The sequence below is a fragment of the Cognatilysobacter tabacisoli genome (genome assembly GCF_003586305.1).
GTDB classification, from domain to species: domain Bacteria; phylum Pseudomonadota; class Gammaproteobacteria; order Xanthomonadales; family Xanthomonadaceae; genus Cognatilysobacter_A; species Cognatilysobacter_A tabacisoli.
Map to the genome: position 1 here is coordinate 965207 of NZ_QXJI01000001.1, position 21694 is coordinate 986900.

21 protein-coding genes and 1 pseudogene are annotated in these 21694 nt (G+C 71.3%); 1 reads left to right on the plus strand and 21 read right to left on the minus strand.

What is annotated here, in order from left to right; all coding sequences use genetic code 11:
- Positions 1-3 precede the first annotated feature (3 nt).
- From kdsB to D3A60_RS09025, 16 genes and pseudogenes are all read right to left on the minus strand, one after another.
- Positions 4-774, minus strand: coding sequence for a 3-deoxy-manno-octulosonate cytidylyltransferase (kdsB, locus tag D3A60_RS08950; protein WP_119718331.1), 771 nt, complete (start codon positions 772-774; stop codon positions 4-6).
- Positions 771-1790 (minus strand): tetraacyldisaccharide 4'-kinase, encoded by a 1020-nt coding sequence (lpxK, locus tag D3A60_RS08955; RefSeq protein ID WP_119718332.1) that lies wholly within the window; start codon positions 1788-1790, stop codon positions 771-773. Before lpxK ends, kdsB begins: the two co-directional genes overlap by 4 nt.
- Entirely contained in the window at positions 1790-3538 is a 1749-nt protein-coding gene (gene msbA / locus D3A60_RS08960) for a lipid A export permease/ATP-binding protein MsbA (protein WP_119718333.1), read from the minus strand. Before msbA ends, lpxK begins: the two co-directional genes overlap by 1 nt.
- Complete coding sequence (locus D3A60_RS08965; RefSeq protein ID WP_119718334.1) at positions 3535-3984, minus strand: ExbD/TolR family protein; 450 nt, start codon at positions 3982-3984, stop codon at positions 3535-3537. Before D3A60_RS08965 ends, msbA begins: the two co-directional genes overlap by 4 nt.
- 16 nt (positions 3985-4000) lie before the next feature.
- Complete coding sequence (locus D3A60_RS08970; RefSeq protein ID WP_119719054.1) at positions 4001-4675, minus strand: MotA/TolQ/ExbB proton channel family protein; 675 nt, start codon at positions 4673-4675, stop codon at positions 4001-4003.
- Positions 4569-7074 (minus strand): annotated as a pseudogene (locus tag D3A60_RS08975) (DNA internalization-related competence protein ComEC/Rec2); the annotation flags it as partial. The gene D3A60_RS08970 and the pseudogene D3A60_RS08975, both read right to left, overlap by 107 nt.
- Positions 7075-7078: 4 nt before the next feature.
- A complete protein-coding gene (lolD, locus tag D3A60_RS08980; RefSeq protein WP_119718336.1) occupies positions 7079-7783 on the minus strand; it encodes a lipoprotein-releasing ABC transporter ATP-binding protein LolD in 705 nt (234 codons plus the stop codon).
- Positions 7776-9017: a lipoprotein-releasing ABC transporter permease subunit gene (locus tag D3A60_RS08985; protein ID WP_119718337.1), complete on the minus strand. Its 1242-nt coding sequence runs from the start codon at positions 9015-9017 to the stop codon at positions 7776-7778. The genes lolD and D3A60_RS08985 overlap by 8 nt, the downstream gene beginning before the upstream one ends.
- A 6-nt stretch (positions 9018-9023) precedes the next feature.
- Positions 9024-9479 (minus strand): hypothetical protein, encoded by a 456-nt coding sequence (locus tag D3A60_RS08990; protein WP_157981442.1) that lies wholly within the window; start codon positions 9477-9479, stop codon positions 9024-9026.
- The gene (locus D3A60_RS08995) at positions 9430-9696 is read right to left on the minus strand and encodes an FAD assembly factor SdhE (RefSeq protein ID WP_119718339.1); all 267 of its coding nucleotides are present in this window, start codon (positions 9694-9696) and stop codon (positions 9430-9432) included. Before D3A60_RS08995 ends, D3A60_RS08990 begins: the two co-directional genes overlap by 50 nt.
- Positions 9697-9704: 8 nt before the next feature.
- Positions 9705-10127, minus strand: a complete 423-nt coding sequence (locus D3A60_RS09000) for an MAPEG family protein (RefSeq protein ID WP_119718340.1) — start codon at positions 10125-10127, stop codon at positions 9705-9707.
- A 130-nt stretch (positions 10128-10257) separates the two neighbouring features.
- Positions 10258-11040 (minus strand): succinate dehydrogenase iron-sulfur subunit, encoded by a 783-nt coding sequence (locus D3A60_RS09005; RefSeq protein ID WP_119718341.1) that lies wholly within the window; start codon positions 11038-11040, stop codon positions 10258-10260.
- 14 nt (positions 11041-11054) lie between these two features.
- A complete protein-coding gene (sdhA, locus tag D3A60_RS09010; protein ID WP_119718342.1) occupies positions 11055-12848 on the minus strand; it encodes a succinate dehydrogenase flavoprotein subunit in 1794 nt (597 codons plus the stop codon).
- A 33-nt stretch (positions 12849-12881) separates the two neighbouring features.
- Positions 12882-13277, minus strand: a complete 396-nt coding sequence (gene sdhD, locus D3A60_RS09015; RefSeq protein WP_119718343.1) for a succinate dehydrogenase, hydrophobic membrane anchor protein — start codon at positions 13275-13277, stop codon at positions 12882-12884.
- Positions 13274-13669 (minus strand): succinate dehydrogenase, cytochrome b556 subunit, encoded by a 396-nt coding sequence (gene sdhC, locus D3A60_RS09020; RefSeq protein WP_119718344.1) that lies wholly within the window; start codon positions 13667-13669, stop codon positions 13274-13276. Before sdhC ends, sdhD begins: the two co-directional genes overlap by 4 nt.
- A gap of 80 nt (positions 13670-13749) precedes the next feature.
- A complete protein-coding gene (locus D3A60_RS09025) occupies positions 13750-14022 on the minus strand; it encodes a DUF1674 domain-containing protein (protein WP_331250541.1) in 273 nt (90 codons plus the stop codon).
- On the opposite strand from D3A60_RS09025, the gene ygfZ reads away from it, so the two are divergent.
- Positions 13986-14855 carry a CAF17-like 4Fe-4S cluster assembly/insertion protein YgfZ gene (gene ygfZ / locus D3A60_RS09030; RefSeq protein WP_119718346.1) on the plus strand — a complete coding sequence of 290 codons (870 nt, stop codon included), beginning with the start codon at positions 13986-13988 and terminating at the stop codon, positions 14853-14855. The genes D3A60_RS09025 and ygfZ overlap by 37 nt on opposite strands.
- On the opposite strand, the gene asnB is transcribed toward ygfZ, so the two are convergent.
- From asnB to D3A60_RS09055, 5 genes are all read right to left on the minus strand, one after another.
- Positions 14852-16795 (minus strand): asparagine synthase (glutamine-hydrolyzing), encoded by a 1944-nt coding sequence (gene asnB / locus D3A60_RS09035; RefSeq protein ID WP_119718347.1) that lies wholly within the window; start codon positions 16793-16795, stop codon positions 14852-14854. The two genes, ygfZ and asnB, sit on opposite strands and share 4 nt — an antisense overlap.
- 6 nt (positions 16796-16801) lie before the next feature.
- On the minus strand, positions 16802-19078 hold the full coding sequence (locus D3A60_RS09040; protein ID WP_119718348.1) for a thiamine pyrophosphate-dependent enzyme: 2277 nt from the start codon (positions 19076-19078) through the stop codon (positions 16802-16804).
- 52 nt (positions 19079-19130) lie between these two features.
- Positions 19131-19769: a glutathione S-transferase family protein gene (locus tag D3A60_RS09045; protein WP_119719055.1), complete on the minus strand. Its 639-nt coding sequence runs from the start codon at positions 19767-19769 to the stop codon at positions 19131-19133.
- Positions 19769-20320 (minus strand): GNAT family N-acetyltransferase, encoded by a 552-nt coding sequence (locus D3A60_RS09050; protein WP_119718349.1) that lies wholly within the window; start codon positions 20318-20320, stop codon positions 19769-19771. Before D3A60_RS09050 ends, D3A60_RS09045 begins: the two co-directional genes overlap by 1 nt.
- A 98-nt stretch (positions 20321-20418) precedes the next feature.
- The gene (locus D3A60_RS09055; RefSeq protein WP_119718350.1) at positions 20419-21582 is read right to left on the minus strand and encodes an acyl-CoA dehydrogenase family protein; all 1164 of its coding nucleotides are present in this window, start codon (positions 21580-21582) and stop codon (positions 20419-20421) included.
- Between the last annotated feature and the right edge of the window lie 112 nt (positions 21583-21694).

The window sequence follows — 21694 nt, forward strand, 5'->3', positions numbered from 1 at the left end:
GCCTCAGGCGCTCCCGGCCGCGATGCGCGCCTCGGCGCGCGCGAGGTCCTCGGGCGTGTCGACGCCCGGCGGGAACGGCGCCGGCGTCGTCGCGATCGCGATGCGGAAGCCCGCTTCGAGCACGCGGAGCTGTTCGAGCGATTCCACCTGCTCCAGCCGTCCGGCGGGCATCGCCGCGAAGCGCTGCAGGAAGCCGGCACGGTACGCGTAGATTCCGATATGGCGCAGCCACTCGCCGGGCGGCAGCACGCTGCGGTCGTGGGCGAACGCATCGCGCGGCCAAGGGACTGGCGCGCGGCTGAAGTACAGGGCGTCGCCGCTGGCGGCACGCACCGCCTTGACCGCGTTCGGATTGAACAGGGTGTCGGCGTCGTCGATCGGCGCGGCCAGCGTGGCCATCTCGGCGCCGCTGTCGCGCAACAGCGCGGCCACCGCGCGGATGCCTGCGGGCGGGGCGAACGGCTCGTCGCCCTGCAGGTTCACCACCAGCGTGTCGTCCGGCCAGCCGGCGATGCGCGCGCATTCCGCCAGCCGATCGGTGCCGGACGCGTGCGTCGTCGCGGTCATCGCCACGCGCACCGGGCAGCCGGCAAGGGCCTCGACGATGCGCTCGTCGTCCGCCGCGACCCACACCTCACGCGCGCCGGCGTCGAGCGCGCGGCGCGCGACGTGCAGCACCAGCGGCTCACCGGCCAACAGCCGCAGCGGCTTGCCCGGCAGGCGCGAGGCGGCATGGCGGGCAGGAATGGCGACGACGAATTCGGGAGTGCTCATGCGGACGCCGGGTCGGCCGGCGCAGCGCCGGGTTTGGGCAGGCGGTCGAGCAGCGACACCCAGAACGCCTCCGGCAGTTCGGCGCGAACCGGCACGCTGTAGTGGAGGTCGCCGGCGAAATCGGCGCACTTGACCGCGTCCTTCTCGGTCATCAGCACCGGCAGCGGGCTGCCGAACTGGAAATCGGACGGCTGGTAGCGGTGGTGGTCGGCGAACGCGTGCGGCACCACGGCGATGCCCATCGCCCGCAGCATCGCGAAGAACCGCTCCGGGTCGCCGATGCCGGCGACCGCGTGCACGCGCAGGCCGTTGAACGACGACAGCGCGCGCGGGCGCCCGCCGGTCAGCGGCAGCGCTTGGTCCGCCAGCAGGCGCATCGACCACTCGCCGAACCCCGCGTCGCCGCCGTTGACCACGCGGAAGTCGCACTGCGCGCCGCGCTCGGGGAGCTCGCGCAGCGGCCCCGCCGGCAGCAGCCGGCCGTTGCCGTAGCGGCGCCGGCCGTCGATCACTTCAATCTCCAGGTCGCGCGCGAGGCGGTAGTGCTGCAGACCGTCGTCGCAGACGACGATGTCGCAACCGGCGTCGGCGAGCGCTCGCGCCGCCGCGGCGCGGTCGCGATCGACGCGCACCTTGGCATTCGTGCGCCGGGCGATCAGCGCCGGCTCGTCGCCCGCGAGCACCGGGTCGGTGTCGCGGTCGATCCACAGCGCCAGTGATCCGTTGTCGCGGCCGTAGCCGCGCGTCGCGACGCCCGGATTCCAGCCCTCGGCGCGCAGCCGCTGGACGAGTGCGATCGTCAGCGGCGTCTTGCCCGCGCCGCCAGCGGTGATGTTGCCGACCACCAGCACCGGCACGCCCGGATGGCGGCGCCGGAACCACCCCTTCCGGTACAGGCGGCGCCGCAGCGAGGTGACGCCCGCGTACAGCGCCGACAGCCACTGCGCGATCACCGGCACCGGCGCATCGGCGTACCAGTACGACGGCGAGCGCGCCCCGCCCTTGCCGGACGCCACTAGTCGGGCTCCCGGAACTGCATGCGGTGCAGCCGCGCGTACAGGCCGCCGTGGGCCAGCAGCTCGGCATGCGTCCCGCGTTCGACGATGCGGCCGTGGTCGAGCACCAGCACTTGGTCGGCATGTTCGATCGTCGACAGGCGGTGGGCGATGACCAGCGTCGTGCGGTCCGGCATCAGCCGTTCGAGGGCGTCCTGCACCAGCCGCTCGGACTCGGCGTCGAGCGCGGCGGTGGCCTCGTCGAGGATCAGGATCGGGGCGTCCTTCAGCATCGCGCGCGCGATTGCCAGGCGTTGGCGCTGGCCGCCGGACAGGCGCCCGCCCTCGCTGCCGATCGGCGTGTCGAGCCCGGCCGGCAGCCGCTCGACGAACTCCATCGCGTTCGCGCCGCGCACCGCGCGCTCCAGCGCCTCCGGCATCGCCTGGTGCATTTCACCGTACGCGACGTTGGCTGCGACCGTGCCGTCGAACAGCATCACCTGCTGGCCCACCAGCGCGATCTGACGGCGCAGGTCCGCCAGCCGGTATTCCTGCACCGGGTGGCCATCGAGCAGGATCGCGCCGTGCTCGAGCTCGTAGAAGCGCGGGATCAGCTTGATCAGCGTCGACTTGCCGCTGCCCGAGCGGCCGACGATCGCGGTGACCGTGCCCGGCTCGGCGCGGAAGCTGACGTCGGCGAGCGCCGGTTCGGACTGCCCGGGGTAGCGCGCGGACACGTGGCTGAATTCGAGCACGCCGCGCGCGCGCGAGAGAGGACGCGTGCCGGTGTCGGGTTCGTCCGGCGCGTCGAGCACGTCGAACAGGCGCTCGGCCGATGCCACGCCCCGCTGCAGCATCCCCTGCACGTTGGTGAGCTGCTTCAGCGCGGGGATGATCGCCAGCATCGAGACCATCAGCTTGACGAAGTCGCCTGCGGTCAGCCGCCCCTGCATCGCCTCGCGCCCCGCGAAGAACAGCAGCAGCGCCAGTCCGACCGCGCCCATCAGCTGCACCACCGCGGACGAAATGCTGCGCGTCGATTCGACCTTCAGGCTGAGCTTGAGGTGGTGGTCGGCCTGCGCGGTGTAGCGCGCCATCTCGACCGCCTGCGCGCCGTAGACCTTCACTTCCTGGTGACTCGACAGCGCCTGGTCGGCGGTCTGCAGCAGCTGCGCACCGCTCTCCTGGATGCGGTGTCCGATGCGCCGGTAGCGGCGGCCGACCGTGTCCATCATCCATGCCAGCAGCGGGCCGAGCAGCAGGATCGCCAGCGTGACCCGCCAGCTGGTCCATAGCATCACGCCCAGCATTGCCAGCACCTGCAGCGACTGCTGCAGCATCACCTTGGCCGCGTCGATCGCCGCCTGCGCGACCTGGTCGCTGTCGGAGCCGAGCTTGGTCAGCATCGACGGCACCGGCTCGTTGTCGAACCGCAGGCCCGGCAGGCGCAGGTACTTGGCGAGCACCGACACGCGCAGGTCGCGGGCGATGCTGCGCGCCGAACGCGCCATGAAGGTGTCGGTCAGGTAGCCCGCCACGCCGCGCGCGAGGAAGATCCCGACGATCGCCAGCGGCAGCCACACCACGACCGCGTCGTTGCGCTTGATGAAGGTCTCGTCGACCACCGGCTTCATCAGCGCGGTGAAGCCGGCGGCCGCGGCCGCCTCGATCAGCATGCCGACCAGCGCGACCGCGAGCAGCAGGCGGTACGGGCGGGCGAACCCGACCAGCCGCCGGTACGTCTGCCAGGGCGACGGCGCCTCGCTCACCGGCGCGCGCCCTCGGCCGGCGCCGCGGCGCGCGTCTCCGGTGCGGTCGCGATCATCACCCGCTGGAAACCGAGCTGGCCGAGCGCGTCGTAGGCGGTGACCACGGCCTGGTGCGGGGTGCGCGCATCGGCGCGCAGCAGGACCGGGCGATCGCGGTCGGTGCCGGCGACCTCCGACAGCGTGGCCTTCAGCGATTCGAGGTCGTCACGCAGCACCTCGCGATCGTCGACGAAGTAGCGCCCGTCGGCGTTGACCAGCACGCTGAGCGCCTTGCTCGTGTCGCTGGCCGCCTCGCCGGTGGCGCGCGGCAGCTCGAGCTTCAGCACCGAGCGGGCGTCGAACGTGGCGGTGACGACGAAGAAGATGATCAGCACCAGGATGACGTCGATCAGCGGGACCAGGTTGATCTCCGGTTCGTCGTCCTTGCGGTGGTCGCGGATGCGCATGCGCGGCCGGCCCGGCTCAGGTGCCGCTGACGGCGGGGGTGATGCCGTGCGTGCCGGGGGCGACCTTGACCGCGGCCGGACGCAGGCCCGAGGACGCGTCGAGCGTGTCGATCAGCTGGATCGCCTCGTGCTCCATCGCGACGATGTACTCGGCGATGCGGCCGCGGAACCAGCGGTGCGCGATCAGCGCCGGGATCGCGACGATCATGCCCGCCGCCGTGCACACCAGCGCCTTGCCGATGCCGCCGGCGAGCTGGTTCACGTCGCCGATGCCGCTGTCGAGGATGCCGAGGAACATCTGGATCATGCCGACAACGGTGCCGAACAGGCCCAGCAGCGGGCCGGCGGCGGAAATCGTGCCGAGCGTGTTGAGGAACTTCTCCATCCGGTGGACGAGGTGCCGGCCGACGTCCTCGATGCGTTCGCGGATCTGGTCGCGCGGGCGGTTGCGCACGTCGAGCGCGGCGGCCAGCAGTTCGCCGAGCGGCGAAGTCGCGCGCAGCGATTCGATGTGCGCCGGGTCGAGCTTGCCGCGGCCGGCCCACGCGCGGACTTCCTTGCCCAGGCCCGGGGGCAGGACCGTCGCGCGCCGCAGCGTCCAGGCGCGCTCGACGATGATCGCCAGCGCCAGGGCGGACAGCATCAGCAACGGAATCATCGGCCACCCGCCGGCCTTGACCAGTTCCAGCACCTGCAACACTCCCGGCCCGTGGCCGCGTCGATCCGGCCGGTAGGATAGCCCAGACGTTGCGCGGCCTAGCGGCGGCCGGCGTCCCACAGCCGCGGCTGTGCGGCGCGTCGCGTTTCGATCGCCGGCCCGCCCGGCTGCAGCCGCACGGTGATCGCGCCGCTGGTGGCGGTGTCGTGCACCTGCGCACCCGCGCGGATCCAGCGGTCGACCACCTCCGCGCGCGGGTGGCCGAAGCGGTTGCCGAATCCCGACGCGACCAGCGCGAACCTGGCGCCCGTCGCCGCGACCCATTCAGCCGACGACGATCCGCTGCTGCCGTGGTGCGCGACAAGCATGACGTCGGCGCGAACGTCGGCGGCAGAACGCGCCAGCAGGCGCTGTTCGATCACGTCGCCGATATCGCCGGTCAGCAGGACGCTGCCGTATGCGCTGTCGATCCGCAGCACGCAGCTCGACTCGTTGCGCAGGTACGGAAAGTGATCCGCGGGGTGCAGGTAGCGGAACCGCACCCCGTCCCATTGCCAGCCGTCACCGGCGCGGCAGGGCGCCGCCGATGCGGTCGGCGCGCCCGGCGGGGTCTCCACGCGCCCGACCGGCAGCGCGGCGCGGACCGCCTCCCACCCGCCGGCATGGTCGTTGTCGCCGTGGCTGACGACGGCCCGGTCCAGTCGCCTCACGCCGCGTGCGCGCAGCGCCGGCACGACCGCGCGCTCCCCCGCGTCGAAGCCTTCCTCGATGGCCGGCCCCATGTCGTAGAGCAGCGCGTGGCGCGAGGTGCGGACCAGCACCGACAGGCCCTGTCCGACGTCGATCACGTCGAGCGCCACCTCGCCCTGCGACGGCAGGCGGCGGTCGGGCAGCAGCAGCGGCAGCCACAGCAGCGGCGCGAGCCACTTGGCCGGCACGCCGCGCGGCAAGAGCAGCCAGAACGCACCGAGCAGCGCCATAGGCAGCGCGAACCAGCGCGGCTCCGGCAGCCACCACAGCGCCAGCGGGCTGTCGCCGAGGCGCTCGAACAGGGGCCACGACCGTTCGAACGCCCAGCCCGACGCGCGCCACGCCCATACGCCGGCGCCGTCCGCGACCGCCTCCAAGCCTGTCCCCACCAGGGCCAGCGGCACCACGACGAGGCTCCACCATGGCACTGCGACCAGGTTGGCCAGCGGCCCGGCCAGCGACGCCTCGCCGAACATCACCACGCCGACAGGGAGCAAGCCGATCGTCGCCACGCCCTGCGCGGACAGGAAGTCCCGCAGCGGCCGCGCCGGTCCGTGCGGCAGGCACCACACCAGCCACGCGACGCCGGCGAAGCTCAGCCAGAACCCCGCCGACAGCAGCGCCAGCGGATCGACCAGCACGATCGCGACGGCCGCCAGCGCGAGCGACTCGGCGATGCGCAGCGGCCGACGCGCCATGCGCGCGCCGGCGACGACCGCGATCATCAGCGCGGTGCGCAGCGTCGGCAGCGCGAAACCCGCGACCGCGGCGTAAACGACCGCGCCAATGACCGCCGCGCCCGCCGCGCCGACCGGCGCCGGCACCCGCCGCCCCCAGCCGGGCAGCAGCCACCACAGCCCTCGAGCCAAGAGCGCGAAGAATCCCGCGACCAGGCCCACGTGGAAGCCGGAAATCGCAACGAGGTGGGTCAGGCCGTTGGCGCGCAGGGTGTTCCAGTCGGCGTCATCCAGCCCGCGGGTGTCGCCGAGCGCCAGCGCGCGGACGAAGCGTGCACCCTGCCCTGGCACGCGCGCGGCGATGCGGTCGGACACGGTCTCCCGCCACGCCGCCAGGCCGCGCGCCGGCGCCAGTCGCCGTGCACTGCCGGGATCGGCCAGGTAGCCGGTGCCGGTGAGGCGCTGGGCCAGCGCGTGCTGCTCGGCATCGACACCACCGGGGTTGCGCAGGCCACGGGGGGCACGCACGCGCACGGCGAACCGCCAGCGCTCGCCGGCGCGCAGCGCGTGGCGCCGCAGCGGCCCACCCGTTGCGGCATCGGCCTCGTACCACGCCAGGCGGAGCGTGCGGCCGGGGGCAAGGCCTTCGGGCCTGGCACCGTAGATGGATTCGATCCGCACGTGGAACCGCGTGCGTCGCGGCTCGTGCACCGGCAGGTCGACGACGGTCGCGATGAGCGTCGCGTCGGTGCGGTCCCAGGACGGGGGCAGGTGCAGCGACAGCGCATACGCGGCATGCAGGCCGGCGAGCGCGAAGCCGGCGACGGTGGCGCCGACCCAGCGCCATCGGTGCGGCTGCCGCCACAGGGCCACGCCGACGGCAAGCAGGGCCAGCGACAGCGGCCACGGCGCCAGCCACGGCAGTCGCAGGCAGGCCAGCGCGCCGGCCAGCAGCCCGAGTGCCGGGGCGATTGCGAAGGGCGGCGTCCGTGCCGCGGGTGGCATCGCGCTACACCTCTTGCGGCGCCAGTTCGCGCAGCTTGCCCTCGTGCAGCTCCAGAACGCGGTCCAGCCGGCGCGCGAGGCTGCGGTCGTGCGTCACCATCACCAGGCTGGTGTGCTGCTCGCGATTGAGCGCCAGCATCAACTCGAAGACTTTCTCGGCGGTCTTCTCGTCGAGGTTGCCGGTCGGCTCGTCGCCGAGCACGCACGCGGGCCGGTTGACCAGCGCGCGCGCGACGGCGGCGCGCTGCCGCTCGCCACCGGAGAGCTCGCCGGGCTTGTGCGCCAGACGGTGGCCGAGGCCGACCGACTCGAGCAGCGCCTTGGCGCGCGTCGATGCGTCGGGCACCGCGCTGCCTGCCAGCAGGACCGGCAGCATCACGTTCTCGAGCGCGGTGAATTCGGGCAGCAGGTGGTGGAACTGGTACACGAAGCCGAGCGCGCGGTTGCGCAGCGTGCCGCGCGCGGCATCGGACAATCCGCTCATCTTCTGCCCGGCGACAAACACCTCGCCCGCGGTCGGCGTGTCCAGCCCGCCCAGCAGGTGCAGCAGCGTGCTCTTGCCGGCGCCCGACGCGCCGAGGATCGCGACGGTCTCGCCCTTGCGGACGGTCAGTTCCAAGCTGTCGAACACCTTCGTGTAGAGCGCCCCCTCGGCGTAGGTCTTGCCGAGCCCCTCGCAGTGCAGCACGGCATCGTTGCGGTCATTCATAGCGCAGCGCCTCCGCCGGCGCCGTGCGCGCTGCGCGCCAGGCCGGGTAGATCGTCGCGACGAACGCCATCGCCAGCGCCACCAGCGCGATCGTCGTGACGTCGCTGGCCTGGAGTTCGGTCGGCAGGCCGGTGATGTAGTAGACGTCCTCGGGCAGCAGCTGGACGCTGAGCACCGCCTCGATCGCCTTGAGGATGTGCTCCAGGTTGAGGGTCAGCGTGATGCCGCCGACCACCCCGAGCACGGTGCCGATGACCCCGATCAACGTGCCCTGCACCATGAACACCTGCATCACCGCGCGCGGCGTCAGGCCGAGCGTGCGCAGGATGGCGATGTCGGCTTGCTTGTCGGTCACCAGCATCACCTGCGACGACACCAGGTTGAACGCGCCCATCGCGATGATCAGCGACAGCAGGATCGCCATGATGGTCTTCTCCATCTTCAGCGCGCGGAACATGTTCGCGTTCTCGCTGGTCCAGTCGCTGACCTGGTAGGTGCCCAGGCTCACGGCCAGGTCGCGCGCGACTTCCCACGCACGGTCCATGTCGTGCAGCCGCAGCCGCACGCCGGTGACCCCCTCGCCCATCCGCAGCACCCGCTGCAGGTCGCCCATGTGCACGACGGCCAGGCCCTTGTCGAACTCGTTGTAGCCGGCCTCGAAGATTCCGCTGACGGTGAACCGCTTGAGCTGCGGCAGCGCGCCGACGGGCGTGCTGCGGATGTCGGACGTGGTCACCACGACGCTGTCGCCGACGCCGACGCCGAGCCAGAGCGCGAGCTCCTTGCCGAGCACGATGTTGAAGGCGCCCGGGCGCAGGTCCGTCAGCTTGCCCTGCACCATCTTGTCGGCCAGCACCGACACCCGCGCCTCGTCGGCGGGCACGACGCCGCGCACCAGCGCCGGCTGGTTGCGGAGGCCGGAGATCAGCGCCTCCTTCTCGACGTACGGGGCGGCGCCCGCGACGCGCTTGTCGACGAGCGCCTTCGCGACCGCGTCGGGCCAGTCCGTCAGGGGTTCCCCGTACCCGCTGACGGTGGCGTGCGCGGCCATCTGCAGCATGCGGTCGCGGATCTCGCGCTGGAAGCCGCTCATCACCGCGAGCGTCGTGATCAGCGCCGCGACGCCCAAGGCGATGCCGAGGATGGACGCCAGCGAGATGAAGGAAATGAAGCCGTTCCGGCGCTTGGCCCGGAGATAGCGCAGGCCGATGGCCACGGGGATGGGTTTGAACATAGGCCGCTATGGTGCCATCGATGCCGTGGGCCGCGCAGGCTGGCGTGCACGCCATGCCAGCCGGAGTTCACGGCGCATGCAGGCGTCGATGCAGTCCGGCAGGCCGACGCGCGCGAAGCGGCGGCCGCCAGCGTCGACCCCGCGGAGCACGAGCAACGGTCCCCGCCACGCGAGCGTGAGTCCGGCGGCCTGCCCGCCGTCCACCAGTGCAGGGCGCAGCGCGTCGTGCGGCAGCACGAGCGCGAGAGGCGGCGCCGAGGCCAGGCTCGTCGCCAGCCGCATCGACCACAGAAGCGCCGCGGCGGCGAGCGGCAGCGACGCCCCCCAGTCCAGCTGGGAGTTCAGCGGCGCCAGCGCCGCGAGCCCGCCGGCGATGCGCACCAGCCACGCGAACGCCGGCGAAGCGCACCACTCAAGGCGGCAGACGGCGGATGTGTTCGACCAGCTGCTGGAGTTCGTCATCGGAAGACCGCTCGTAGCCCATGAACCATTGCCACAGCTTGTCGTCCTCGCAGGCCAGCAGTCGTAGGAATACGCCGCGCTCTTCGCTCGGCGCCTGCCGCCACGCGCGGTCCAGGTAGCGCTCCATGAGCTGGTCGAGCTCGCGCATCCCGCGCCGGCAGCGCCAGCGCAGGCGGCGCAGCTCGGCGGCGTCGGCGTCGTGGACGGGATCGGTCATCGCCGCGCTCAGCCGCTCAACAGGCCCACGGCCAGGTACGCCCACAGCAGCCACAGCACCATGCCGCCGGCCACATAGACGGCAAACCGGTGCATCACCTTGTTGTAGGTGACGTGGATCCAGCTGTGCGCCACCCGCAGGGCCACGAAGGCCCAGCTCAGCGCCAGGCTGACGCCGTCGACCATCCCGATCTGCGCGGCCACGACGAGCGCCACGTAGAACAGCACCGGCAGTTCGAACAGGTTGCTGAAGTTGTCGGCGGCCCGGCTGTCGGTCAGCAGCGCCGAGGCCTGCGCGGACGTGGCCACCTTCTGCGGGTGGATGCGCTCGCGCTTCATCTGGCCGATGCGCATGAAGTACATCCGCCACCACACCGCGAACGTCAGGCCGGCCATCGCCAGCGCGGGAAGGTAGATCGATCTGGCATCCATCAGCGGTTTCCTGCGGCGGCACGCGGTCCGGGTGCCCGGTCGCGAGTGTAGCCGGCGCCGCGAACGGCAGGCCCGATGCGACCGGGCCCGCGCGAGGCGGGCCCGGAAGTGCACTCGCCGCCCGTTGGCATCAGGCGCGGCGCGCGAGCATCAGCTTCTTGATCTCGCCGATCGCCTGTGCGGGATTCAGCCCCTTCGGGCAGGTCCGCGCGCAGTTCATGATCGTGTGGCAGCGGTAGAGCTTGAACGGGTCCTCGAGGTCGTCCAGCCGCGCGCCGGTGTCCTCATCGCGGCTGTCGACGATCCAGCGGTAGGCCTGCAGCAGCACGGCCGGGCCGAGGTAGCGGTCGCCGTTCCACCAGTAGCTCGGGCAGCTGGTCGAGCAGCACGCGCACAGGATGCACTCGTACAGGCCGTCGAGCTTCTTGCGATCCTCCGGCGACTGCAGCCGCTCGCGGTCCGACGGCTGCGGGCTCTGCGTGCGCAGCCACGGCTTGATCGACGCGTACTGCGCGTAGAAGTGGCTCAGGTCGGGAACCAGGTCCTTGACCACCGGCATGTGCGGCAGCGGGTAGACCGGGATCTCGCCGGCGCCGCAGTCGGCGATCGCCTTCGTGCAGGCCAGCGTGTTGGTGCCGTCGATGTTCATCGCGCACGAGCCGCAGATGCCCTCGCGGCACGAACGCCGGAACGTCAGCGTCGGGTCGATCTCGTTCTTGATCTTGATCAGCGCGTCCAGGACCATCGGACCGCACGCCGCCATGTCCACCTCGTAGGTGTCCACGCGCGGGTTCATGCCGTCGTCGGGGTTCCAGCGGTAGACCTTGAAGGTGCGCGCCTGCTTCGCGCCCGGCGCGTCGAAGTGACGGCCCTTCTGGATCTGCGAGTTCTTCGGGAGGGTGAATTCAGCCACGTGCTCGCTCCAGGTCAGTAGACGCGCTTCTTCGGCGGCACCACGCCCACGTCGTCGCTCAACGTGTACATGTGGACCGGCCGGTAGTCGATCGCGGTGTTGCCCGCGTCATCGACCGCGCACAGCGTGTGCTTCATCCAGCTGGCGTCGTCGCGCTCCGGGAAATCCTCGCGCGCGTGCGCGCCGCGGGACTCGGTGCGGTTCTCGGCCGACACGATCGTCGCCAGCGCCTGGCCGAGCAGGTTCGAGACCTCGTAGGTCTCGACCAGGTCGGAGTTCCAGATCAGCGAACGGTCGCTCACGCGGACGTCCTGGAACGAGGCGTGGATCTCGCGCATCTTGCGCACGCCGTCGGCCAGCGTCTCGCCGGTGCGGAACACCGCGGCGTCGGCCTGCATCGTGCGCTGCATCTTGTCGCGGATGACCGACGTCGGCGTGCCGCCGTTGGCGTTGCGCAGCTTGTCCAGCCGCGCCAGCGCCTCGTCGCAGGCGTCGCCGGCGAGCTTGGCGTGCTTGCCGTCGACCTTGACGGTCTCGGCGGCGCGGTTGGCCACCGCGCGACCGAACACGACCAGGTCCAGCAGCGAGTTCGAGCCCAGGCGGTTGGCGCCGTGCACCGACACGCAGGCCGCCTCGCCGATCGCGTACAGGCCCGGCACGACCGCGTCCGGGTTGCCGTTGCGCAGCTGCACGACTTCGCCGTGGTAGTTGGTCGGGATGCCGCCCATGTTGTAGTGGACGGTCGGGATCACCGGGATCGGCTGCTTCTCGACGTCGACATTGGCGAAGATGCGCGCCGACTCGGCGATGCCGGGCAGCTTTTCGTGGATCACTTCCGGCCCGAGGTGGGTCAGGTCGAGCAGGATGTGGTCCTTGTGCTCGCCGACGCCGCGGCCCTCGCGGACCTCCATCGTCATCGCGCGGCTGACCATGTCGCGCGGCGCGAGGTCCTTGACGCTCGGCGCGTAGCGCTCCATGAAGCGCTCGCCCTGCGCATTGCGCAGGATGCCGCCTTCGCCGCGCACGCCCTCGGTGATAAGGCAGCCGGCGCCGTAGATGCCGGTCGGGTGGAACTGCACGAACTCCATGTCCTGCAGCGCCAGGCCGGCGCGCAGCGCCATGCCGCCGCCGTCGCCGGTGCAGGTGTGCGCCGAGGTCGCGGAGAAATACGCGCGGCCGTAGCCGCCGGTCGCCAGCACCGTGCCCTGCGCCTTGAACAGGTGCAGCGTGCCCTCGGCCATGTCGAGCGCGAGCACGCCGCGGCAGGCACCGTCGGCGTCCATGATCAGGTCGAGCGCGAAGTACTCGATGAAGAACTGCGCGTCGTGCGCGAGCGACTGCTGGTACAGCGTGTGCAGGATCGCGTGGCCGGTGCGGTCGGCCGCGGCGCAGGTGCGCTGGGCCGGCGGACCTTCGCCGAAGCGCGTGGTCATGCCGCCGAACGGGCGCTGGTAGATCCGGCCGTCCTCGGTGCGCGAGAACGGCACGCCGTAGTGCTCCAGCTCGATGATCGCGGGGATCGCCTCGCGGCACATGTACTCGATCGCGTCCTGGTCGCCCAGCCAGTCCGAGCCCTTGACGGTGTCGAAGAAGTGGTAGCGCCAGTCGTCCTCGCCCATGTTGGCCAGCGCCGCGGCGACGCCGCCCTGTGCGGCCACGGTGTGCGAGCGGGTCGGGAACACCTTGCTGATGCACGCGGTCTTCAGCCCCTTCTGGGCCAGGCCGAACGTGGCGCGCAGGCCGGCGCCGCCGGCGCCGACGACGACCATGTCGAAGGTGTGTTCGTGGATCTGGTAGGCAGCGGGCATCTCTCGATTCCTGTTATGGACCGCCGACCGAGGTCAGACGGCACCCAGCGCGATACGGACGACGGCGAGCACGCTGGCGATGGCCGCGAGAGCGCAGATGAAGCGCACCGCCAGTTGGGCGGCGATCGCCAGCCCGTGGGCGTGCACGTAGTCCTCGATGATCACCTGCAGGCCGAGCTGGGCGTGCCAGAACATCGCGATGAGGAAGGCCACCAGGGCGACGGCATGGAACGGCCTGGCGATCGCGGCGCGGACCGTGCCGTAGTCGTCGCCAGCGAGCGACACCACCAGCCACAGCACGTACAGCGCGAGGAACACGAGTGCGACCGCGGTGATGCGCTGGGCGATCCAGTGACCGGTGCCGTCCTTCGCCGAGCCGAGGCCGCGGGCGGTCTTGAGCGGATTGCGCAGGCGGTTTGAGCGGTTCATGCGGCACCCCGCTGGGTCATCGCGACCAGCCAGATCAGCGCGGTGACGACCAGGCTGCCGACCACGCTGAACCAGCTGTTGCGCACGAAGTCGTCGACCTTGTACGCGTAGCCGGCGTCCTGCACGAGGTGGCGGATGCCGTTGATCAGGTGGTACGACAGCGCCCAGCTCCAGCCAAACAGGACCAGGAAGCCGAAGCCCGACCCGGCAATGGAATTGAAGTGCGCCCAGCGGTCAGGCCCGGCGGCAAGCGAGACCAGCCCCCAGACGACCAGCAGGCTGCCGACGGCGAGGATCACGCCGGTGGCGCGGTGGAGGATCGACGTCACCATCTGTACCTGCCAGCGGTAGACCTGCAGGTGCGGTGACAAGGGGCGTTCGCGGTTCGCCATGACGATGGCAGTCCAGTCGGGGCGGCAGGGCCGCGGGGCGGAATGACGCTCGGGAGACGCGGTGCAGGTACGTGATGAAGCTAGAAATCGATGCAGCGTCCGTTCTTTTCCCAGTCGCCGTATCGCGTGGGCTCCAGCCCCTCGCGGCCACCCACCTCGGGTGGCAGGACCGCGGCCTCGCCCTGCGCACCGCCCGGTTTGGACGTCGCAGGCTCGACAGCCGCGCGCTCCAGCGGGGCGTCGGCGGCCGGCGTGGCAGGGGCGTCCGGTGGGCTCTGGCCTATCATCACGATCCCGAATTTTATGCCCCGCCCCCATGCATGACAACCCGCAAGCCCCGTCCGATCGGGCATTCGCCCTCGACGACCATGCCGTGATCGAGTTTGCGGGGGCCGACGCGGTCGCGTTCGCGCAGGCGCAGTTCATGAGCGACCTGACGGCGATCGCGGCGGGGCAATGGCAATGGAGCGGCTGGCTGACGCCCAAGGGCCGGGTCGTTGCGCTGTTCATGCTGCTGCGGCTCGCCGACGACCGCTTGTGGCTGGTGCTGCCCGATGTGGACGCCGGAACATTCGCCGCCGCGCTGTCGAGGTTCGTCTTCCGCAGCAAGGTCAAGGTGGCGGTGCGCACCGAACTGCGCGTCGCCGGAATCCTCGCATCCGACCGTCCCGGCGACGCGCGCATCGTCGGCGAGCCCGGAGGCGTCGTCGCGATCGATCGGAGCGACGTCGACCAGCCGCGAACGCTGCTCGTCTCGAGCGAACGCAGCGACGCGGACGCAGATAGATCGACGCAGTGGCGCGCCGCCGACCTGCTTGCCGGCATTCCGCGGCTGGGCGCTTCGCAGCGCGAACAGTGGACGCCGCAGCAGCTCTCGCTCGAGCGCCTGCAGGCCTTCAGCGTGAAGAAGGGCTGCTACCCCGGGCAGGAAATCGTGGCGCGCACCCATTTCCTCGGCAAGGCCAAGCGCGGCCTGCTGCTGGTCGAAGCCGATGCACCGCTGCAGGAGGGCGGCGCGCTGGTGGCGGGCGACGCCGACGTGGGTACGGTGATCGCAACCGCGGCACAAGCCGGACGCCACCTCGGCCTCGCCGTGGCGACGCTGGACCGCGATGCCTCCCTGCAGCATTCGGTGGACGGCGTGCCGGTGGCCGAAATGCCCCTGCGCCGTCCCTTGGCGCCCTAGCCGCCGGTGACCGCGGCGCGCTCGGCAAGCCAGTGCTCGCGCCAGGCCTGGAACATCAGCACGTTCCACAGGTGGGTGTGCCATTTGCGCTCGCCGGCGCCGAACCGCTGCCACAGCCCGTCGACCGCGTCGGGATCGAACACGCGCTCGCGGTGCAGCCGGTCGCGGGCCAGCAGGTCGTCCGCCCACTCGCGCAGGTCGCCTCGCAGCCACTGCGTGACGGGTGCCCCGAAACCGCGCTTGCCGCGATCGACCATCGCGTCGGGCAGGTAGCGACGCAGCACCTGCTTCAGCAGGTACTTGTTGCCGCGTTCGTGGCGCTTGAGCGCGAGCGGCAGCGACCAGGCGAACTCCGCCACCCGCGTATCGAGCAGCGGCGCGCGCGCTTCCAGCCCGACCGCCATCGTGGTCCGGTCGACCTTGCACAGCAGGTCGTCCGGAAGGTACGCGAGATAGTCAGCCAGCATCATCGCGTCGGCCGGCGTGCCGAGCCCGTGCAGCGGCTCGGCCTCGTCGTAGACGACCGGCGGGGTGTGCGCACCGGGCAGCACCGCGTCCGGGTCCCGCCAGCGCAGCACGCGCTGCCGGTAGACGTCGCCGATCCCGCGCGCGCCCATCTCCGCGGCGAGCGCGGCGAAGCCGCCGGCCCGTGAGTCCTCGCCGTGGCCGCGGGCGCTGCGCGCCAGCAGGCGCCGGACGGGAGCCGGCACGCGACGCTGCCAGCGCAGGTTGCGCAGCGCGCGTTCGTAGCGCTTGTAGCCGAAGAACAGCTCGTCGCCGCCGTCGCCGGACAGCACGACCGTGACCGCACTGCGCGCCAGCCGCGCGACCAGCGCGGTTGGCACCTGCGAGGCGTCGGCGAACGGCTCGTCGAACATCGCCGGCAGGGTCGGCACCACGGCCAGCGCATCCGCGCCGGTCACGTACAGCTCGGTGTGGTCGGCGTGCAGGTGGTCGGCCACTTCGCGCGCCAACGGCGCCTCGTCGTGGTGCGAACCCTCGAATCCAATGGTGAAACTGCGCACGGGATGGGCGCTCTGCGCCTGCATCAACGCGGTGACTACCGACGAATCGGTGCCGCCGGACAGGAACACCCCGACCGGCACGTCCGCGACCATGCGCTCGGCCACCGCGGCGCGCAGCAGCGCGTCGAGCTGCTGCTCGGCCTCGCGCGCGTCGCCGTCGAAGCCGCTGCGCAGCGCCGCCGCCATCCGCTCGCGCGCGTTCCAGTAACGGTGCTGGTCGCGGTGCGGGTCGTGCGCGCCGGCTCCGGCAGCCACGGTCGCGGCATCGAAGCGCAGCAGGGTGCCCGGCTGGAGCTTGAAGCAGCGCTCGTGGATCGCGTGCGGCGCCGGAATGTAATCGAGCTTCAGCAGCAGGCCCAGTGCATTGCGGTCGACGTCGTTGTCGAACGCCGGGTGCCGCCACAGCGCCTTGAGCTCGGAGCCGAACACCAGCGTGTCGCCGGCCCAGCCGTAGTACAGCGGCTTCTTGCCGACCCGGTCGCGGGCCAGCCACAGGCACCGCTGCGTGCGATCCCATAGCGCAATCGCGAACATGCCGTGGCACTGGGCGATCGCCTGCTCGACGCCCCACTCCACCACGGCCGCGAGCAGCACCTCGGTGTCCGAGTGCCCGCGGAAGGCGTGGCCGCGAGCCACCAGCACCTCGCGCAGCGCGTGGAAGTTGTAGACCTCGCCGTTGAACGCGATCACGTAGCGACCATCGGCCGACGCCATCGGCTGGTGGCCGAGCGGCGACAGGTCCTGGATGCTCAGGCGCCGGTGCGCCAGCGCGACGCCTGCCTCCGCGTCGGCCCACACGCCGCGATCGTCCGGCCCGCGGTGCGCGAGCCGGTCGCCCATCGCGCCGGCCAGCGCGAGCAGCGCCGCTTCGCCCGTGTCGGGGGTCGCGCGCAGCAGGCCGGCCAGTCCGCACATGGCGCGTTACGCCAGCCGCGACGCGGCGGCGACGATGTCGTCTTCCGCCGGAATGACCAGGAAGGCCGCACCGGCCAGCGGCGTGTAGGTGTCGACGCCGACGACGCGCTGGAACGGCCGGCCGCCGAAGCCCCCCTCGGCGATCGCGGTGATCACGCCCTCGCCGACGCCGGCGCTGTGGCGCCCCTCGTCGACGATCAGGATACGCTTGGCCGTGGCGGCCTGCGCCACGATGTAGGCCTCGTTCAACGGCACCAGCCAGCGCAGGTCGACCACGCGGCATCGCCAACCGTGCGCCGCCTCGATCTGCCGCGCCGCGCGCAGGCTCATCGGCACGCCGTTGCCGTAGGTGAAGATCACCAGGTCATCGGCGCCCTCCCCGTAGACGCGGCCCTCGCCGAGCGGCATCGCCTGGTCCGGCGCCGGGTACGTCGTCAGCCACTGGCCGTCGCCCGGTTCGTACAGGTCCTTGGTCATGTACAGCGCGATCGGCTCGAGGAACACGCTGACGCGGCCGTCGACCTTGGCCAGCGCGGTGAGCGTGCGCAGCATCGTTGCCGCGTCGTCGCCGCGCGACGGGCAGCCGACCACCAGGCCCGGAATGTCGCGCAGCGCCGTGATCGAGTTGTCGTTGTGGAAGTGCCCGCCGAAGCCGCGCTGGTAGCCGAGGCCGGCGATGCGCACGACCATCGGGTTGGCGTACTGGTTGTTGCTGAAGAACTGCAGCGAGGCCGCTTCGCCGCGGATCTGGTCGCAGGCGTTGTGGAAATACGCCAGGTACTGGATCTCCGGGATCGGCAGCAGGCCGACATTGGCGAAGCCCTGGGCCATGCCGAGGATCATCGTCTCGTCGAGCAGCGTGTTGAACACGCGGCGCGGACCGAACGCCTTCTGCAGGCCCTTGGTGACCGTGTAGACGCCGCCCTTCTGCGCCACGTCCTCGCCGAACAGCAGCGTCTCCGGGTACTTGGCGAACAGGTCGTGCAGCGCGTTGTTGATCTGGATCGCCAGGTGGCGCGGCGGCTGGTTCTCCGGCAGCTTGGCCTCGCCGCCGAACACCTCGAGCCGGCGATCGGCATGGTCCGCGCGCGACGCCTCGGCGGCGACGGCCGCCGGCGTGTAAGGGGCCAGCGGCGCGATCACGTCGGCCAGCGCAGTGATCTTGGGGCGGCGATCGGCTTCCTCGGCCGCGGCAAAGCAGCGCTTGCGCGTGGCCTCGTACAGCTCCAGGACCTCGTCCTTCGACATCAGCCCCGACTCGAGCGCGATCGTCGCCGAGCGCAGCAGAGGGTCGCTGGCCTCGACCGCGCACAGCTCCTCGACCGGGCGCCACTCGATCTCGAAGTCGGTGCCGGCGTGGCCCATGATCCGGGTCGTGCGCAGGTGCAGGAACGTCGGGCGCCGGGTCGTGCGGCAGTGCTCGACCGCGCGCTGCACGTCGGCGTAGCCGGCGGCGAGGTCCAACCCGTCGGCGGCGAAATAGTCCAGCCCGTCCATGTGGCGGAAGCGGTTGCCGATCCAGCCGCCGGGCGTCTTGACCGAGATGCCGATGCCGTTGTCCTCGCAGACGAACAGCACCGGCGCTGGCAGCTTCTGGTAGGCCGTCCACGCCGCCGCGTTGAACGCGGTCTGCGCGGTCGCGTGGTTGGCCGAGGCGTCGCCGAAACTGCAGATCGCGATGCTGTCGTCCGGGATCGGCAGCGCGTGGCCCAGGCGCTTGCCGGTCTCGATCGCGATCGCGGTGCCCAGCGCCTTCGGCAGGTGCGAGGCGATCGTCGAGGTCTGCGGCAGCACCCACAGCGGCTTGCTGCCCCACACCTTGTGGCGGCCGCCGGATGCCGGGTCGTCCTGGCTGGCGGCGAAGCTCAGCGCCGAGTCCATCACCGGGTCCATGCCCGGTAGCTTGCGGAAGCGCTCGGCCATGAAGCCGCCGGAGCGGTAGTGCAGGAACCCCGGATCGGTGTGGCGCGTGAGCCGCGCGACCATCGCATTGCCTTCGTGCCCGCTCGAGCCGATCGTGTAGAAGACCTTGTTCTGCACGCGCAGCACGCGCGCCATCAGGTCGAGGTGCCGCGAGATCAGCTGCGACTCGAACAGCTCACGGAAGCCGCGCGCGTCGAGCGCGCTGCCGTCGAGGATCGCCTCGCCGGGTGCCGGACGCGCGTCGGCACGGCCGCTCCACTGGCGCACGAACTCGCTGAAGTTCACGTCGCAGATCTCGGCGCGGTTCAAGCCCTTCATGCGCGCGGGGATCGGGTTCGGGATCGGGGCAAACTGGGACATCAAGGGCGCTCCGCCGTTCCCGTGGGACACGGCTCGAAGTGGGGAAATGTGCTCAGGAAGACGCGGCGATCAGCGCCGCGGCGTTCGGATCGGGGTCGGGCATCGCGACGAAGCGCGGGGTGCGGCGGACGCGCTCGAGCCAGTCGCCGATCGCCGGGTAGCCGGCAAGGTCGATGCCGCCGTGCGGCGCGACGCCGGTGTAGGCGAACAGCGCGATGTCGGCGATGCCGTACGCGTCACCGGTGAACCACGGGTGCTGCGCGAGGTGCCGCTCCATCACCGCGAGCGCCTGGTGGCCGCGCTCGCGCAGTCGCGGCAGGTCGGCACGGCGAGGCGAGTCGATCGGTGTCCAGCCACTGATGAAGCGGGCCACGGCGATGTAGGTCTCGTGGCTGTACTGCTCGAAGAACATCCAGCTCAGCGCCTGCGCGCGCGCCCACGGATCGTGCGGCAGGAAGGCGGTGCCTTCGGCCAGCCAGCACAGGATCGCGTTCGACTCGACCAGCACGCGGCCGTCGTCGAGTTCGAGCATCGGCACCTTGCCGTTCGGGTTCTTCGCCAGGTAGGCAGGCGAGCGCGTCGCGCCGCGCGCGCTGTCGGTCTCGATCCAGCGGTAATCGCGACCGAGCTGCTCAAGCAGCAGCCGCACCTTGTGGCAGTTGCCGGAAGGCGAGAAGCCGTGGACGGTGATCACGCCGGGGCTCCCGCACGGCGCGCGCGCCACTCGTCCCGGGTCTGGCCCCACAGGTCGATCGGGTGCTGGTCGAGCGGCGCCGGCAGCTTCGCCGGCCCCCGGTAGCGCGAGCCGAGGCGCTGGGCGACCGCGATGGAGGCGGCGTTGCCCGGGGCGATCGAGTGGATCACGTCGGTCCAGCCCAGCGCGTCGAACGCCCAGTCCATCGCAGCGGTGCAGGCCTCGGTCGCGTAGCCCTGCCCGGTCGCGTCGGGATGGAACGCGTACCCGACTTCCGTCCCCGGCCAGCCGTCCGGCTGCCACGGCCCGGCCTGCCCGATCCAGCGGCCGCTCGCCTTCTCGATGACGGCGAACATCGCGAACCCCTGCAGCAGCCACGCACCCGGCATCTGCAGGAATCGCCGCCACGCGTCCCCGCGGGTCATCGGCCCGCCGATGAAGCGCGAGTGGTCCGAGCCGAACAGCTCGGCGAAGCGGTCGAAGTCCCCCACCCGCGGCACGCGCAGCAGCAGGCGTTCGGTTTCCAGCTCGATGTCGGGGACGGCCACGTCGACTCCTGTAGGCACCGCGCCGGATCCTGCGAAGCGGCGGCGTGCCGCACCCGGGCGCTTTCACGGGGCACCGGGCGGCGAGCGCCCGGCGACGGTCAGAACGCGTTGAGGCCCGTCAGCTCGCGGCCGACCACCAGCTGGTGCACGGTCTCGGTGCCTTCGTAGGTGATGACCGACTCGAGGTTCAGCGCGTGGCGGATCGGGCAGTGCTCGGTGGTGATGCCGGCGCCGCCGAGCAGGTCGCGCGCCTCGCGGGCGATGTCGATCGCCATGCGCACGTTGTTCCACTTGGCCAGCGACACCTGGGTCGGCTGCATCGTGCCGGCATCCTTCAGCCGGCCGAGCTGCAGCGACAGCAGCTGCGCCATCGTGATGCGCCGGCCCATGTCGGCCAGCTTCAACTGCACCGCCTGGTTGGCGGCGACCGGGCGGTCGAACAGGATCCGCTCCTTGGTGTAGCGCAGCGCCTCGTCGAGGCACGCGATCGCTGCGCCGATCGGACCCCAGGTGATGCCGTAGCGCGCCTGCGTCAGGCAGCCCAGCGGGCCCTTCAGTCCCTTGACGTTCGGCAGGCGGTTGGCCTCCGGCACGCGCACGTTGTCGAAGTACAGCGCGCTGGTCACCGACGCGCGCAGGCTCATCTTGTGCTTGATCTCCTGGGCGGCGAAGCCGGGCATGCCCTTCTCCACCAGGAAGCCCTGGATGCCGTCGTCGGTCATCGCCCAGACGATCGCCACGTCGGCCAGGTTGCCGTTGGTGATCCACATCTTGGCGCCGTTGATGACCCAGTGGCCGCCGTCCTTGCGCGCGTGGGTCTTCATGTTGGCCGGGTCGGAACCGCCGTGCGGTTCGGTCAGGCCGAAGCAGCCGATCGCCTTGCCGGCGGCCATGTCCGGCAGCCAGCGCTCGCGCTGCTCCTCTGTGCCGTACGCATAGATCGGGTACATGCACAGCGACGACTGCACGCTGACGAAGCTGCGGATGCCGCTGTCGCCGCGTTCGAGCTCCTGGCAGATCAGACCGTAGCTGACCGAGTTGAGACCGGCACAGCCGTACTTCTCCGGCAGCGACGAGCCGAGCAGGCCGAGCTCGGCGATCTCCGGGACCAGCTCCTTCGGGAACCGGCCTTCGTCGAACGCGTGGCCGATGATCGGCAGCACCCGCTCGTCGGTGAACCGCGCGACCGTGTCCTGGACGGCGCGCTCCTCGTCGGTCAGGAGCGAGCGGACGTCGTACAGGTCATACGGATTCAGGGCCATGGCGCGCTCGGCGGTCGGGGGAGGAAGTTCGCCATTGTAGCGACCGCACCCGGGCCGCTGAACCCCGTCGGCCCGTGCCCGCCCCTTGGGCATTCGCGCAAACGAAGACGGG